Here is a 14,926-nt window from a genome sequence, read left to right as displayed (position 1 = left end):
AAGTTTTAGACTGATCCATTAGAGGAAGCAGCGGTAGACCAAGACTTAATAAATAAAGTCTTAGACTACCGCTGCTGTCATTCAACTAACGTTTTCTGTTAGTTCAATATTCCATATACGAAAAATGATTCTCCAAGAATACCGGTTTTTAATTCTTCGATGCAGGGCGTCCAAGACGCTCAGAGAAGGCAGCCATAAATTTACGTGTGACAAAGCGGGCGCTGTTGGCAATCCAGTAATTGCCGATACCGTCTACCACATAGCTGCGATTCTTCTCAAGTCCACGAAAGGCGGTCCTTACAACGGACTGAGGAGTACCCGTAACGCCTCCCGGCATATCCGTAGTACCGACCACATCGAAAAATCCTGTTTTGGTCGCTCCCGGACACAGCGCCAGAACACGAATCCCCAAGTGCCGGTTCTCAGCCCAGAGCGATTCCGAGAAGGATAGCACAAACGCCTTGGTAGCGGCGTAAGCCCCCATATAAGGGAATGGATAAAAAGCCAAAAAAGAAGAAACATTAACAATGATGCCATCCTTCTGCTGTTGCATGTAGGGTAAAAACTGAGCAGTCATATCCATGAGTGAGGTGATATTCAGATTAACCATTTCTCGGTAACGATCCATGGGGATTTCTTCAAACCGACCGTGCGTGCCGAACCCTGCATTGTTAATCAAAATGTTCACCTTCAGGCCAAGCGCCTTAACTTGTTCTGCCAGTTCTCCAGCAGCCCCGGGCTTAGAGAGATCACTGACCAAAGCATAGGTGTTTACTCCATAGGCAGCTTTCAAATCCTTTGCGAGAACCTCCAGTTTATCCTTCGAGCGTGCAACCACAATGACATGGCTGCCTCTTGCGGCGAGATCCTTCGCGTATGCCTCTCCTATGCCGGATGAAGCACCTGTAACAAGTGCGACTTTGCCTTTATAATTGACCATTGATATGACCTCCTGATTTATAAATAGTTGTATGAACATTGCGAATCGGTCGTGGAAAATATTTTCTAATATCACAATAAGGGTTGAAGATGTAGTTGTCAATAATTTTAGAATTACCATTCTATTTTATGTGGTTTTTCTTTTAATACAATAAAAATTACTGAATTATTACTAAATTTGATGGAACTATAATTCCAATATTGACATTGTGATGTCACAAAACTATAATCAACTAGAAATTATTTTCCGTAAAGGGAGGGGTAAACACGGGTAAGCGAGAAGATATTATGGTTGCAACGCTGGACTTGATCATTGAAGAGGGCATACAGTCCGTTACTTTTCCGAAAATCTTCAAACGAGCCAATGTCGGCTCCAGCACCTTCTATAATTATTTTAATAACAAAGAAGAACTGGTTAGTGAGCTTTATAAAAGTGTACTCATCCACATGGGAGAGGTGATCATGACCGGCTATGATCCTAATCTTACTATCTATGAACGATCCAAGGGCATTCTGAGACGCATGGTGGATTACGGGCTGAGCTTCCCCAAAGAAATCCTGTTTCTGGAAGGATACAGCGATTCTCCTTACATCTACGAAGAAGTGAGAAATATGATGAATCCTGCGATGATTGAGATTTTTGGAATTATTGAAGAAGGTCAGAGGCAGGGCATCGTCAGCGAAATGGATCCAATGTTTTGCTGTCATCTCATCAAAGGCATGGTTGCTACTTCGATAAGGGGATATTTGGGAGGAAAATATCCTTTTGGCGAGGAGCAGATTCGGCAGACATTGGATGCGTGTTGGAAAGCCATTAAGGTGTAGGTCAGCAGACCTCTGGAAAACTTTGTGCTTCCAAAGGCAAGTGGACAACGGAAGGCTATTTAAAAAGGGAGAAATAAGTAAAGCAATCACCTCCGGAACTGTTTTGGTTTCGGGGGTTGGTTTTTTAGTAACCGTTGCACTATACGCCGATGAAGTTCACAAGTAAATATTCTACTTTTTGTTATCCCCCCAATGCAAAAAGGATTCCATGTATAGACGTAGTAAAACATGGACTTGTGTGCGTTAAACTGCCCGTTACTTCAACGAAACCAGGGAGCAGCTGCCGCGTTGGCAATCCGCTCCCTGGTTATTGTGCTATGTTTCCCGCTAGCGTAATCGATATCTACTAATGTAATTATAGGCTCTTAGTAAGCAAGATTTCCAAAGGCTCATCTTCAAGTATTAAGCACCCTGAATCTCGATAACCTAATTTCCTATATAAATGCTGAGCTCCTTCATTCGCTAATGTGGAGGTCATAACCAAAAGATTAAGTTTTCTAAGATATGATGGTCATGTTCTTTAATATATTCATAGTGCGAATCAGTTGCAGCAATAGTCCTCATTATTATTAGTCCTCTACATTATCTAATTACATTATTATACATCTGTACACTTACCTTAATAAAGTAGAATTTATTAAACTAACCTGTCTGTTAGCTTAATGAAGCGCGGGCAGTCTAATACTTTATTTTCTCAGTCTAAAACTTTATTTTCCGAGTCTAACACTCTATTTTTCAGTCTAGAACTTTATTTTCTTCGGACAGTATAAGCTGAACCTGATCGACGAAGAGTCATTCGAGCAGGATTATACGTATCTGGCCAAAGGCCAGAATGAAAAATATGGTCTCTACTTTCAATGGGATAAGGCGAACATCTCAGGAGATAACGATAAATATGAATTGATGAATCCGCTCGCCGGACCAAGCGGTGAAGTCAATGTGACCCGCACGAACAATCTCGGCTTTGACCGGGGGAGAATGGTGATTACCAGTGACAACAAAAATCTTGAGCTTACGGCAAAATGGATTGACCAACTGTATGATCCTATCCAGTCCGTACAGGACAACTGGGGCACCTACGGCGACAAAACTCAGCAGAACATTTTTGAATACGATGAAGCGAGTCATATGCTGAAGCGAGTCATATGCTGAAGCATCTTCCGCTTAAGGGAACGGCCCCTGTCGAGCTGCGGCAAAAAACGAATATCGGCGGTCCATTGGCAATTCTTGACGAGTATTACGGAACTGTAACGACCAAGCCCGACGATGCAGTGGGGCGGATCGAGCTCATAAAGAAAAGACTCGTTCCTTATATGAAGGCTGACCACAATTTCCCGAAAGTCTTCTTCTCGCTGGAAGATCAGAAGCAGATCTCTACACTGGAAACCGATTTGTTTGCTTACGTTAACCGCAAACGGGCAGAATGGATCAAAACGGGCAAAGTGGAAGAAGAATGGGCGGAATATAAGGCCGAGCTGTCCAGACTAGGACTAGACAAATGGCTGGAAATCAAACAGAAAGGCTACGACCGATATCTTAAAGATCAAGGCTGAAACATATAAAAGGTGATTGGGGCTGTTAAACACCTTATCAACAATCAATAGGAGAGTGGATACCATTAAAGACATGTACCTTTTCCCGGACTTGGAAAGCAGGGGGCTGGAACTCTATGCCATTGGCGGAGAACTAAGGGTCGTATCGCTCCAAATCAATGATCTAGTAAGCATTTGGGGAAATGATACTGTTTAAACGTTAGTTATCGTTATCATTCAAATTGAAATTATCTCACGACAGAACTCGTTGAGCAGCGCCTTGATTTAACGAAGTGGTTACAGGCCCGGTTGCGTGCACCCGTATCTGAACTTGGTCCCCAAAACTAATTAAGGTAACATTTTTCTGCCTGGACACGTAACATGCGGTCAGCTCACAACTGTATCGGGTGTTTTCATATCCTTCCTGCTCAGTAATTCTAGGACACTTAGAGCAATTTACTAGCATCCATCTCATAGTCAGGAATAAATTCGCCAGCATATGCACGCTCATGAAGTTCTGCGGAAGATGCTCCATGAGACCTTGCTTCCAGCATTTTGTCAACATCAACATACTTCCCCATAGGATGTTCTGCGAATGCCAGAGAGGTTTTCATAAATTCGGTAGATGCGTCCCAATCTCCGAGAGTGTCCATAGTCAATTCCACCGTATTTCCATCAGGATCTTTATAATAAAACGCTATACTGATGCCCTGATCTGCCGAGACGACCGGTGTAATGTCGATGTCCCTTAAGCGCACATACGTATCCAACAGATCGTCGAGTGAGTCGTATTCGAAAGCTATATGACTGATTCCCACGCGGGGTGCATTGCTTGTCTCAGATTGTAATCCTGGTAGGCCGATGATTGCAATCCGGTGGTTGGCACTGTCGTTTGTTACCCAGACTCCTTTAACACCGTTCAAGTTAGCGGCAGGGTTTTCTTTTTCGAAATTGATTTTGGTCCCAAGTACATTTCCATACCATTCCACCATTATTTCGATTCGACCAGTTGTGATCCCAACATGATGTAGAACAGAACGTTTTATGTTTGCTTTTTGAGTCATAGTTTAGCACTCCTTCTTTTAGTTTAGATTAAATTACTGTTTCATCAATTGCATGATTTGGATTTCCATTCCCCATGGTGCAGTAATATAAAAGAAACCAAGTGGGCTGATTTCTCTTACAGATACAGAGGGTTGAGCCTGGAAATACGTCATAGCTGCGTCCAAATCGGAAACCGTGATGGCTAGGTGGGCAGCACCTACATCGGAAGGATTCATCTGATAGGGATGTTGATGCTCCACCGTCCACTGCGCCAGTTCGATTTGTAGGCCGCCGTATTGCAGAAAAGCAGCACCTGCTACACTGGAACCGGCAGGAACGCCGAAATATCTGTTTAACTGGTCATCGTTAAACTTCATAGGGCCTGGACTAAACAATACTTCAAATCCTAAGATATCTGTAAAAAAATCAACGGCTTCTTTAAGATCGGGAACAACGTAACCGGAATGGTGGATTGTTCCCTGGAAAATCGTATTTTTCATATTACTCATGTCTTGCAATCCTTTCCTTGTTGTAGTTTGTTGATAACGCAGTAGATCAAGTTGCAGCTGCACGCTTCACGGCTTTTCGTACCGTGGGCGCTACTCAGTGTGATGTTCGCCTACTCCTAATACGTCGAGTCCCGCTTCATCCGGCATTTTGGCCATTTGCCAAATATCTGTAACCCGCTCAGCCGCTTTGATCCTCCGCCTGTGCTGTTCCGCAATCAATTCGCCCAGCGAATAAATGTTTCCCATCCACATTTGACATATTGGGCATCCTTTCTTCTAGTCAATTAATAGAGCAGGTCGTCTTTTACCCGAAGATGAGTCATGATACTGTAATACTCAAAAGGAGTGCACCGGCTGCGCTTGAAGGCATCGACTTGCATAGCGGTGCTGAATTTTTTTTCAAATCCCGCCATTAGACAACATGGCTGCCAATAATCCTTGTATAATCCATATTGTAATTGTCGTTTTTTCTCCTTATTTATTAAAAACAATCGGCATTTTTTGTATAAAGGCAGATTTATAAACAGAATCGTACAAGCATTTCGCAACGTTTTCCCGAGATACATTCATGCCTGCCTTCGTATCACCGAACGAAATTCCATAGCTCTTGCCGTCTTGTTCGATGTTCGGATTGATAATGCGTACGACAGTCCATTCTAGGTTTGATTTGTGGATCAACTGCTCGATGCGTTTCATCTCCTGATAGCCGGTTGGGAAAAGAAACCTAGCCATAATACCGGGCAGCACGGTAGCGATTTGTGAACGGTCTTCTTTTGCTTTCACGGTAGGCGTCCCCAGTGTGACAAAACGTTTTTTATTTAAAGCCTGCATCGTTTGAATGATGGTTTCATGAGCCCGGGCGATCGTCAAATCCTTCACTTTTCTGGATTTATCCAGCGCCGGTCCAAGCGCGCCGGTCCAATCGCGCTGATCACGGCGTCTGAATTTGTAATCGCATCTTCCATTTTGCGGTGGTCATCCAGGCTACCGACAACCACTTGTAAATTCGGGTGATTTTCAGGCAGAGCATCCGCTCTTCTTACATAAGCCACTACCTGGTCGCCGTGTGTTAAAGCTTCTTTTACGACCAACTTTCCTATAGCGCCGCTGGCACCAAAAATTGTAATTATCATAACTTAGCCTCGTCTTTCATACATCTATTATTTCTACAACACTTGTTGTATAGTTATATTGTAAGTACTGGTATGCTACTTTCAACCGATAAAATTACGTTTTTATCGGATATACGACATACCCAGTGAAATGTCTAAAAAGTGGAGGTGAGATGAGATGACGGAAAACAGGCTCGACCCACGTTATGTACGTACACGCAGATTAATTATGGATGCATTTCTTCTCCTCTCAACGAAAAAGGATTTTAAGAATATCAGCATTAAAGACATTACATCAGAAGCAACGATCAACCGTGCCACCTTTTACTATCATTTTATGGATAAATACGATCTGCTCGAGAAAACACTGGAAGAACATCTAATGACGAACGTAATGAGAGAAATTTCAATACATGACCAGCTCAATGAAACGACGCTTGCCAGTGTATTTATGTCGGTTACTCAGTTTCAATCTTCGCTGGCTTCCCAATGTCGAAAAAGCTTCGAATCATTTACTTCTATAATAGAAGCGATAATTAAGAAAGAACTTGAGCAAGTATTTTTCGAGATGATGATGAATCAGAATGCAGGAGTCCGTGAGGAATCCGTTCGAATTGCATCTGTAATGTTAAGCTGGAGCATTTACGGGGCGGCTGTTAAATGGCAATATAACGAAACAAAGCCTGCTGAAGAATATATCCAATTGGTGATACCTTATCTTTCTCAAGGGCTGAAATTTTTTATTGAGGAAGGTGTACGTTAGTTGTTCAATCAGACAAAGTAACACTCTCTCTAAGAGAGATCTTCTTATGCCGAACAGTCTTTATTAAAGGGGAACTTAATTTAGGGACATATAGTCAACAAACAGGTCATTATGCTAACTGGGTACGTTAGTTAATAAAGCAGCGGCAGTCTAGTAGTCTTGTTCTACAACAATGCAATAGGGGTTCCGTTTATCACAACCTGCACGCGGCTATAGGTGATCCACTGGCAGATTTGTATGAGTAAATAGCCGCCGAAGAAAATGCCCAAGCTACATACCAGTGGCTGATTGACAAGACGGATGATGTGGATCTGCAAGACAGCCTCAAGTTTCTGCGGGAGCGGGAGATTGTGCATGCGCTGCGTGCGGTTCAAGGAGTCGGTGCAGATTTATTATTCAATATACGGGAAAGAAAAAGGTATTTTGAGTTAAGTTGACTGAGCACTATAATTCATTAATTTAAAAAACTTTTTGACTGTTCTCCATTGTGGCAGTCTTTTCTCCTGATGCTCCAATCTTAACTGCAAGTGGATAATGACAGCTTTTTTTATTTTAATGATTTAAGTTCTTGTCCTTTGCTCGGGACAAGAACTTGACTGCCGAAAATGGAATAGCATAAGTACCATTAGCTGTAAAGGTATATATCTAAATTAAAGGAATACAGTGGAGAGAACTACGTATTCCTTGGTTGTATTATGATTCCTATTCATTAGCGGAGTTAGCACAGTAAGGGGCCTTTTAAGCTAAATGGCTGAATCATAGTTTTTGTCTATTTACCGCTGTTATTGGCGGGGCTGGGACTCTGAATGGATTTTGTACCTTTCCGAGGGTTGGGAAAAATCTTTCCTGGCCAGACTAACTGGCCCGCTGTGCTGGGGTTCATCCTGATTCATAAATTTGGGCCTGTTTATATCGTCCGCTGGATGGTTTGTAACACTGAGGGCTTATGTGGTTCTCTCCATCCCGCCGGACCAGTAGGAGAGATCAGGAATTTTCATTGATTTTAGTGTGAGCACGTCTCGTACCTGCTAATATAGATTAGAGGTGTTATACTCGACTGGTGTCTTAATGAAGGAATATATTCTTTAGCAGTACGAATTGAGAATATTTAAAGCTTGTTATCAGTTAAAATTCAGTTTAAATAACCAATAATAACTAAACAGAGAAAAGGTGTGTTCATATGAGTACAGCAAATCGTGGAATCCACATCGGTCCTCCCCGTTTTAAAATAGCCGTTCATTCTGTCGTATGGCTAGCAAAAAGTAACAGCGTTTTATCTAGTGCAATGATTGCGAGTCAAGTTAAATCGCATGCTACATTCATGAGAAGAGTCATGCAGTCTTTAACCATTGCAGGTATCGTGGAGTCAAAAGGTGGACGTGAGGGGGGCTACATTTTACGAAAAGCTCCCGGTCTAATTACTTTAGGTGATATTTATTATGCAGTAAATACGGATATATCAGAATCTGATTTTGATATCGATTGTGGAGATGCCGCTAAACAGCTTGATCTTGAATTGGAAAAAATTCTGTATGAAACTGAACAGCACACTATAAAATATTTGAGTCAGTTTACAATCGAAGATGTCGCTAACCGTATAGATTTCTTTTAATTGGTAAAAGTTGAGAAAGACTAAGCCGAAATTTATAATGTGCTGATTCAAAGGATGTCGCCATATTGGCGACTTTTTATTTTCTTGCTGGATTTTGTTATAACAGTACACTGATCGCTCATCCCCCCCAATTTCGCATACTTGTAACTAATGCATATAAATAACAGCAATGGTATTGTAATACCAGTTAAAGTATTAAAGGATACTACCAGAATAGACCCGTTCCCAATATCTTTTAGATAGTCATATAAATTTTGATGGTAAGTTCAATCAATAGACGAAAGTAAGCTTTTTAAAACCCTAGTTGTAAGAAAAGTGATTAAAAGTATACCTCTTCATCGATCATAGTTAGTCGTCTATTGTTGTATTCAGAAGATAGGTAAATACGATACGAATGCTGTGAAAGGGCTCCCCCTCAAAACGCTATTGCTCCTACAGACCAAACAATCAGGTGTCACTCCTATACTACAACGTTATAAAGCATATTTTATAACCTAACATTCGTACAGAAATAAAACTTGCGATTAAGGAATAAATGAATTATAATGTGCTCATCACAGTTGCATTTAAAAGTTTTAAATGTGCTTTAAGAAGGCACAATATGAAATCGACTGAGATAAATATCTTACTATAAGGGAGAAATTACTATGTCCAATGTACTTTTTATTAAAGCGAATGATCGTCCAGCAGATCAAGCAGTAAGTGTTCAGATGTATGAGACTTTTCTCAAGACTTATAAAGATACCCATTCTTCTGATGTAATTACTGAACTTGATTTGTTCGTAGAGAACCTTCCTACTTATGGGAATACTGTGATCACAGGCCTCTATAAATTAAGTCAAGGTTATGAACTTACGGCAGAAGAGTTGGAAGCCACAACAACGTCCAATCGTTATCTGGATCAATTCCTTGCCGCAGATAAAGTAGTTATTGCCTTTCCACTCTGGAACACCATGGCACCTGCACCGTTGGTCAACTACATCGCTCATATCTCCCAGGTTGGCAAAACATTTAAATTTACTGCTGAAGGTCCTATTGGTCTTGCCGGTGATAAAAAAGTCGCATTGCTAAGCGCACGTGGAGGAATGTACTCGATAGAGCCGATGGCATCCTTCGAATCAGCGGTTAAACCAGTGAAGATGAATCTTGGCCTTTTCGGAATTCAAACTACCGAGGTTATTATTGAAGGACATAATCAGTACAAGGATCGTGCAGAGGTGATTGTAAAAGAAGGACTTCAAGAAGTGGCCAAAGTAGCATCAACGTTCTAAGACACTTTCCAGGAGGGCTTCACCTGTTTGGCGCCAGCGGCTCTATTGGTCAGATGTTGATACGGCAAGCACTTTAGAAATGTGCTCTTGCAAGGCCTATGTACGCAAATCTGCGAGCCTATTCTAGAAAATAAGAATTATAATTTTGCAAACACTATTCAAATGTAAAGGCAGCCGATTATCGGCTGCCTTTACAAATTTAACGTGATCTTCGCTCCCAACCCATGTAAAAGATCCAATGAAGCATGGCGGTTAGTCAGCCCCGTAATGATGTTTAATTCCTCTTCTGGACAGTGCGATAAATTCCTCCAGCCTGTCCTCCCAAAGGTTCCCCCGATAATTGGGATCAAAGGAGGTGAACTGCCCATTAGCCTTCGCTTCGTCCAATAAAGACAAATACGTTTCCCGGAATGGATCGGTGAGCAAGGCCGTTGCCGAGCCAAAATGCAGAATGGCAGCAACTAACTATGACTTTCGGAGGATGATATTAAGAGTGGTAAAAAAGTTTATCTCATACTGCTGGACAGGCGAGAAATATATACAGTCGGTCTTGGACCTAGCCACTAGGTTAGTAGAAAAATCTGGCGTTGACGTAATCCTCACCAGGTGGCATGGAGTGTTGCAACATATGGTTTGTAGTATTCCTATTAATTGTCTCTTATTTGTCTGAGAAGTCTTATTTTAGCCAAACAAATCATGTCCGTAGGTAAGTAAAGCACAACAAAAATGTTGATGGCTACACAGCATTACATTAAATTTGATAATTGACGTTCATTTAAGCAAAATGTTAGAATCACATACAATTCAGACAAGCACAGTGGTCAATGGAGACTTGTCTTTTTTTATGCTTTTTGAACATTGGGGGGATATTCATGTTGATTTCAAGAGTGATCAACAATAATGTGATCACGGCGATGAATGAAGACAACAAGGAATTGGTGATTATGGGCTTAGGGATCGCTTTTCAAAAGAAAAAAGGCGACACCGTTGATAAGTCCAAAATTGAGAAAGTATTCAGCCTTGAGAATAAGGAACTTACCGATAGACTAAAGACGTTATTAAACAAAATATCGTTGGAGATTATGTCGCTTACAGAAGATATTATTAACTATGCTATGCAGAAAACGAATCGAAAACTGAATGAAAGCATATATATTTCGCTTCCCGATCATATTAATTTTACAATCGAACGTCATCAACAAGGGATAGATATTCATAATGCACTCCTTTGGGAAATAAAACGATTCTATAGATTGGAATTTGGAATCGGCATGGAAGCTCTGTCCATAATTAAAGAGCGTCTTGGTGTGGAACTCCCTGAAGATGAGGCTGGCTTTATTGCCCTCCATATCGTTAATGCTCAAATGAACGAAAATGTACCTGAAGCGGCAAATATCACAAGATTAATTAAGGAAATCCTAAACATTGTTCAATATACATTCAGAATTGATTTGGATGAAGAATCGCTTAACTACTTCAGATTCGTAACTCATCTCAAATTTTTTTCCCAGCGGATGTTTAATAAAATTATGACGGAAAGTAAAGATGAGGAATTGCTAAATATTGTGAAAGATAAGTATAAGCCATCTTATGAATGTGCCTGGAAAATCAAAGAATACATCAAGCTAAGCTATGATTATCTCTTAAACAAGGACGAATTACTCTATTTGACGATCCATATTGAAAGAGTGGTCAACAGGAGTTGAGATCTTCACACCTGATGTAAGCGTTGACAGATTCCAAAGTACGTGCTAAATTATGCTCATATTCACAAAACGAATAATTCTTTAGGATAAGTAGGATTGTAACTGCTTCGAGCAGGCAAGACCTAAATTCTAACGAACTTACGACTACCGCGGGGCGTAAGTTGGTTGAATTTGGGTCTTTTTTGCTTCCGTTTTTCATTAAAATCCCGGGGGGATCAGCATGAGCAATCAGAAAATTGCACAAGAAATACTGCCTTTATTAGGTGGAGAAGAAAACGTAAAAGATGTAACTCACTGTGTAACTCGATTGCGTCTTACCCTTAAAGACAATGAGAAAGCAGACAAAGCTGGTATTCAGGCTATACAGGGTGTTATGGGAGTGACAGTCAATGGGGGGCAATTTCAAATTATTGTTGGGGATAAGGTATCCGATGTTCACAGCGAATTTGTAAAATTGCTGGGTAACCGTCAAGTTTCGGATGATAGTAGTTCTGCATCAAGTTCGAAAGGCTTCAAAGGGATTATCAATTCCTTCTTTAATGTCATCTCAAGTATTTTTGCTCCAATCATTCCAGCAATCATCGGGGCGGGATTACTTAAAGGGATTATCACATTACTCTCATCTTTTGAACTCGTATCTTTGGAAAGTAGCACATACAAGTTGCTATCTATATTCGCCGATGCGGCATTTTATTTCTTGCCTATCCTTCTTGCTTTTAGTACGGCGAAAAAGTTTAATGCTAACCAATATGTCGCTGGGGCGATTGCGGGTGTTTTGATTCATCCTAACTTAGGTGCTCTTTTGAACGGTGAATCACCTGTCACCCTACTTGGCATCCCGATTACTTCAGTCATATACGCATCGTCTGTATTACCCATTATTCTGGGCGTGTGGTTTATGTCTTATGTGGAAAAGATTTTAAAACGTATCATTCCTAAGGTTCTTCAGTCTATCTTTTTGCCACTGCTTACATTGTTCATTGTTTCTTCTATCATTCTCATTGCGCTTGGACCTGCTGGAACACTCATAGGAAATGGAATTGCCGTCGGATTTATTTCACTATACATGAACTATGGATGGCTAGCGGGGCTTCTTCTCGGAGGATTTTATCCGCTGATTGTCATCACAGGTATGCATTACGGGTTCTTGCCAGTCATGTTCCAATCCCTTTCTAAGTATGGTGTTGACTATATAATGGGGATTGCAGTTGCAGCCAACTCGGGTCAGGCAGGGGCGACTCTTGCGGTATATTTGAAAACCAAGAACAAAGAATTCAAGGCTGTAGCTGGAACAGCAGCACTGAATGCCATTATCGGGATTACCGAACCTGCTCTTTACGGTGTAACCGTTAAGTTAAAAAAACCATTGATCGCAGCTGCTATTGCTGGAGGGCTGGGCAGTGCAATAATGGGATGGTTTAAAGTTGGTGCCACGGGAATTGGTACCGGGCCGATTGCAGGGTTACCATTTTTCTTCGGTTCCACATTCCTGTATTTCTTGATCGGCTGTGCAGTTAGTTTTGTTGTTGGTTTTGTTCTGACGCTCATTATTGGATTTGAAGATATTCCAGAGAGAAAAGAAGCTGCAACCGTCTCTTCGAATAATACAATTACAGGGACGATAGAGAGTGATCCTAAAGCACCCGTAACGGTACAATTTAATAATCCAGATCGTGTTCAACCTATTCTTAGTCCTATTCATGGAGAAGTGGTAGAACTCTCGCAAGTCAGTGATCCTGCCTTTGCAGCTGGTATGATGGGCAAAGGGATTGCAATTAGACCCACTACAGGAAGAGCGGTGTCACCTGTCAAAGGTACGGTCGCGACTGTTTTCAAGAAGAAACACGCCATTGTTGTTGTGGCTGACAGTGGAGCAGAAATATTGATTCATATTGGCATAGATACCGTTAAACTGAACGGTCAACATTTTGAGACTCACGTTGAAGTAGGTCAACATGTTGAGGCTGGCGATCTGTTGGTTGAGTTCGACATAGAACAGATTAAAAAAGCTGGCTATGACACGGTAACGCCTATTATTGTAGCTAATTATAATGACTATATCGATGTTAATGCAAAATCAATCGGAAGTATTGATGAAAAAGATCCTTTAATGAAGGTAATCGGATAAAGAAAATTTGGAGGGTGAAAAACAATGGATTTTACAAAAAAATCGGTCAATGAAATTAAAACGTCGGGGGATTTATTCCCCCCTGACTTTCTCTGGGGCGGAGCCGTGGCTGCGAATCAGATCGAAGGTGCATATCTGGAGGATGGTAAGGGATTATCTGTCTCAGATGTGTTGTCGGACGGAATATTCGGTCAGATCCTGGATAAGCCTGATGGTGAATATCTCAAACACAAGGCCATTGATTTTTACCATCGTTACCCCGAGGATATCGCATTGTTCGCAGAAATGGGGTTCCGAACACTAAGAACTTCTATAGCGTGGACCCGGATTTTTCCGAATGGAGATGAAGCCATTCCTAACGAAGCAGGTCTGGAATTTTATGATCGGTTATTTGATGAACTGCTCAAATACGGAATTCAACCATTAGTTACACTTTCTCATTATGAAATGCCTCTTGGACTCGTCCATAAGTACGGTGGCTGGTCTAATCGAGAAGTGATTACTCTTTTTGAACGTTTTTCGAGAGTTGTTTTCGATCGGTATGGGGACAAAGTAAAGTATTGGCTGACATTCAACGAAATTAATATGATGCTTCATGGTCCTTTTATTGCAGGAGGAATTTATCCTGATCAGGCAACTGAGCAAGTAACTTATCAGGCTATCCATCATCAATTCGTTGCAAGTGCTTTAGCAGTGAAGGCTTGTCATGAAATTATTCCTGATGCTCAGATCGGGTGCATGATAGCGGGTGGCCCAATGTATCCTCTTACACCTAAACCAGAGGATGTGTTGGAAGCCATGCGTAAAGACAGGGAGAATTTCTTCTTTGCAGATGTGCAAGTCAAAGGTAAATATCCTGGGTATATACTGCGTTATTTCAGAGAATCCAATATTGATCTCGATATCACAGAAGAGGATCTGAAGACACTTAAACACACGGTCGATTTCATTTCTTTTAGCTATTACATGAGTTACTGTGCAACGACAGATCCTGAACTTAATGAGCAATCCAGAGGCAATATTATGAGCGCGGTTAAAAATCCGTACCTTTCAGCTTCCGAGTGGGGTTGGTCAATCGATCCAAAGGGATTGCGCTACACGTTAAATCAGTTCTATGACAGATATGAAAAACCTTTGTTTATTGTCGAGAATGGCCTAGGCGCAATAGATGTCCCGAATGAGAAGGGGATTGTTGAGGATGACTATCGGATTGATTATATCCGCGAGCATCTTGTGCAAGTCGCAGAAGCGATTCAAGATGGAGTCGAGGTCATGGGATACACTAGTTGGGGATGCATAGACATCGTAAGCAACTCCACCGGAGAGATGCGTAAACGTTATGGCTTCATTTATGTCGATCGTCACGATGATTTATCGGGAACTTTTGAGAGAACACGAAAGAAGAGTTTCAATTGGTACAAAGAAGTCATCGCTACCAATGGAAAAATCATTACAGAGTAGAGGTAAAACAGCCGAAACATGTTC

The 14,926-nt window shown here is 41.3% G+C and carries 15 protein-coding genes and 3 pseudogenes; 10 read left to right on the top strand and 8 right to left on the bottom strand.

The annotated features are described in order from the left end of the window. Positions 1-148 precede the first annotated feature (148 nt). Positions 149-940, bottom strand: coding sequence for an SDR family NAD(P)-dependent oxidoreductase (locus AC6EJC_RS16470; RefSeq protein ID WP_025721146.1), 792 nt, complete (start codon positions 938-940; stop codon positions 149-151). 287 nt (positions 941-1,227) lie between these two features. Between AC6EJC_RS16470 and AC6EJC_RS16465 the strand changes: the two genes are divergently transcribed. Further along, complete coding sequence (locus tag AC6EJC_RS16465; RefSeq protein ID WP_025721149.1) at positions 1,228-1,764, top strand: TetR/AcrR family transcriptional regulator; 537 nt, start codon at positions 1,228-1,230, stop codon at positions 1,762-1,764. Positions 1,765-2,119: 355 nt separating this feature from the next. Here the strand turns inward: AC6EJC_RS16465 and AC6EJC_RS16460 are convergent. Beyond that, positions 2,120-2,248 (bottom strand): annotated as a pseudogene (locus AC6EJC_RS16460) (N-acetyltransferase); the annotation flags it as partial. Between the two features lie 281 nt (positions 2,249-2,529). Between AC6EJC_RS16460 and AC6EJC_RS16455 the strand changes: the two are divergent. Together AC6EJC_RS16455 and AC6EJC_RS16450 are read left to right on the top strand one after the other, a co-directional pair. Further along, positions 2,530-3,317, top strand: a pseudogene (locus AC6EJC_RS16455) (type 2 periplasmic-binding domain-containing protein); the annotation flags it as partial. Positions 3,318-3,372: 55 nt separating this feature from the next. Continuing rightward, positions 3,373-3,513 carry a hypothetical protein gene (locus AC6EJC_RS16450; protein WP_498475037.1) on the top strand — a complete coding sequence of 47 codons (141 nt, stop codon included), beginning with the start codon at positions 3,373-3,375 and terminating at the stop codon, positions 3,511-3,513. Positions 3,514-3,742: 229 nt separating this feature from the next. Here AC6EJC_RS16450 and AC6EJC_RS16445 read toward each other — a convergent pair whose 3' ends face one another. The 5 genes from AC6EJC_RS16445 to AC6EJC_RS16425 all read right to left on the bottom strand — a co-directional run bounded on the left by AC6EJC_RS16445 (position 3,743) and on the right by AC6EJC_RS16425 (position 5,982). Beyond that, positions 3,743-4,360, bottom strand: a complete 618-nt coding sequence (locus AC6EJC_RS16445) for a VOC family protein (RefSeq protein WP_444954875.1) — start codon at positions 4,358-4,360, stop codon at positions 3,743-3,745. A 33-nt stretch (positions 4,361-4,393) separates the two neighbouring features. Then, positions 4,394-4,849 carry a VOC family protein gene (locus AC6EJC_RS16440; RefSeq protein ID WP_246772910.1) on the bottom strand — a complete coding sequence of 152 codons (456 nt, stop codon included), beginning with the start codon at positions 4,847-4,849 and terminating at the stop codon, positions 4,394-4,396. A 90-nt stretch (positions 4,850-4,939) separates the two neighbouring features. Next, positions 4,940-5,101, bottom strand: coding sequence for a hypothetical protein (locus AC6EJC_RS16435; RefSeq protein WP_444954874.1), 162 nt, complete (start codon positions 5,099-5,101; stop codon positions 4,940-4,942). Positions 5,102-5,323: 222 nt separating this feature from the next. Further along, complete coding sequence (locus AC6EJC_RS16430; protein WP_134903762.1) at positions 5,324-5,728, bottom strand: NAD(P)H-binding protein; 405 nt, start codon at positions 5,726-5,728, stop codon at positions 5,324-5,326. Next, the gene (locus AC6EJC_RS16425) at positions 5,725-5,982 is read right to left on the bottom strand and encodes an NAD(P)-dependent oxidoreductase (protein ID WP_444954873.1); all 258 of its coding nucleotides are present in this window, start codon (positions 5,980-5,982) and stop codon (positions 5,725-5,727) included. The genes AC6EJC_RS16430 and AC6EJC_RS16425 overlap by 4 nt, the downstream gene beginning before the upstream one ends. 157 nt (positions 5,983-6,139) lie before the next feature. Between AC6EJC_RS16425 and AC6EJC_RS16420 the strand changes: the two genes are divergently transcribed. From AC6EJC_RS16420 to AC6EJC_RS16405, 4 genes and pseudogenes are all read left to right on the top strand, one after another. Next, a complete protein-coding gene (locus AC6EJC_RS16420) occupies positions 6,140-6,724 on the top strand; it encodes a TetR/AcrR family transcriptional regulator (protein WP_444954872.1) in 585 nt (194 codons plus the stop codon). A gap of 159 nt (positions 6,725-6,883) precedes the next feature. Further along, positions 6,884-7,161 (top strand): annotated as a pseudogene (locus AC6EJC_RS16415) (manganese catalase family protein); the annotation flags it as partial. A gap of 743 nt (positions 7,162-7,904) precedes the next feature. Next, entirely contained in the window at positions 7,905-8,336 is a 432-nt protein-coding gene (locus AC6EJC_RS16410) for an RrF2 family transcriptional regulator (protein ID WP_279833720.1), read from the top strand. 620 nt (positions 8,337-8,956) lie between these two features. Further along, a complete protein-coding gene (locus AC6EJC_RS16405; RefSeq protein ID WP_444954942.1) occupies positions 8,957-9,607 on the top strand; it encodes an FMN-dependent NADH-azoreductase in 651 nt (216 codons plus the stop codon). Positions 9,608-9,859: 252 nt separating this feature from the next. Here AC6EJC_RS16405 and AC6EJC_RS16400 read toward each other — a convergent pair whose 3' ends face one another. Then, the gene (locus AC6EJC_RS16400; RefSeq protein WP_209440974.1) at positions 9,860-10,003 is read right to left on the bottom strand and encodes a hypothetical protein; all 144 of its coding nucleotides are present in this window, start codon (positions 10,001-10,003) and stop codon (positions 9,860-9,862) included. Between the two features lie 476 nt (positions 10,004-10,479). Between AC6EJC_RS16400 and licT the strand changes: the two genes are divergently transcribed. From licT to AC6EJC_RS16385, 3 genes are all read left to right on the top strand, one after another. Continuing rightward, complete coding sequence (gene licT / locus AC6EJC_RS16395) at positions 10,480-11,313, top strand: BglG family transcription antiterminator LicT (protein ID WP_025684499.1); 834 nt, start codon at positions 10,480-10,482, stop codon at positions 11,311-11,313. 220 nt (positions 11,314-11,533) lie between these two features. After that, positions 11,534-13,441 (top strand): beta-glucoside-specific PTS transporter subunit IIABC, encoded by a 1,908-nt coding sequence (locus AC6EJC_RS16390; RefSeq protein WP_049827409.1) that lies wholly within the window; start codon positions 11,534-11,536, stop codon positions 13,439-13,441. Positions 13,442-13,465: 24 nt separating this feature from the next. Then, positions 13,466-14,902, top strand: coding sequence for a glycoside hydrolase family 1 protein (locus AC6EJC_RS16385; RefSeq protein ID WP_444954871.1), 1,437 nt, complete (start codon positions 13,466-13,468; stop codon positions 14,900-14,902). Positions 14,903-14,926 lie beyond the last annotated feature (24 nt).

Source organism: Paenibacillus sp. TY11 (assembly GCF_059772165.1).
This window is presented reverse-complemented; position numbering and strand designations above follow the sequence as displayed.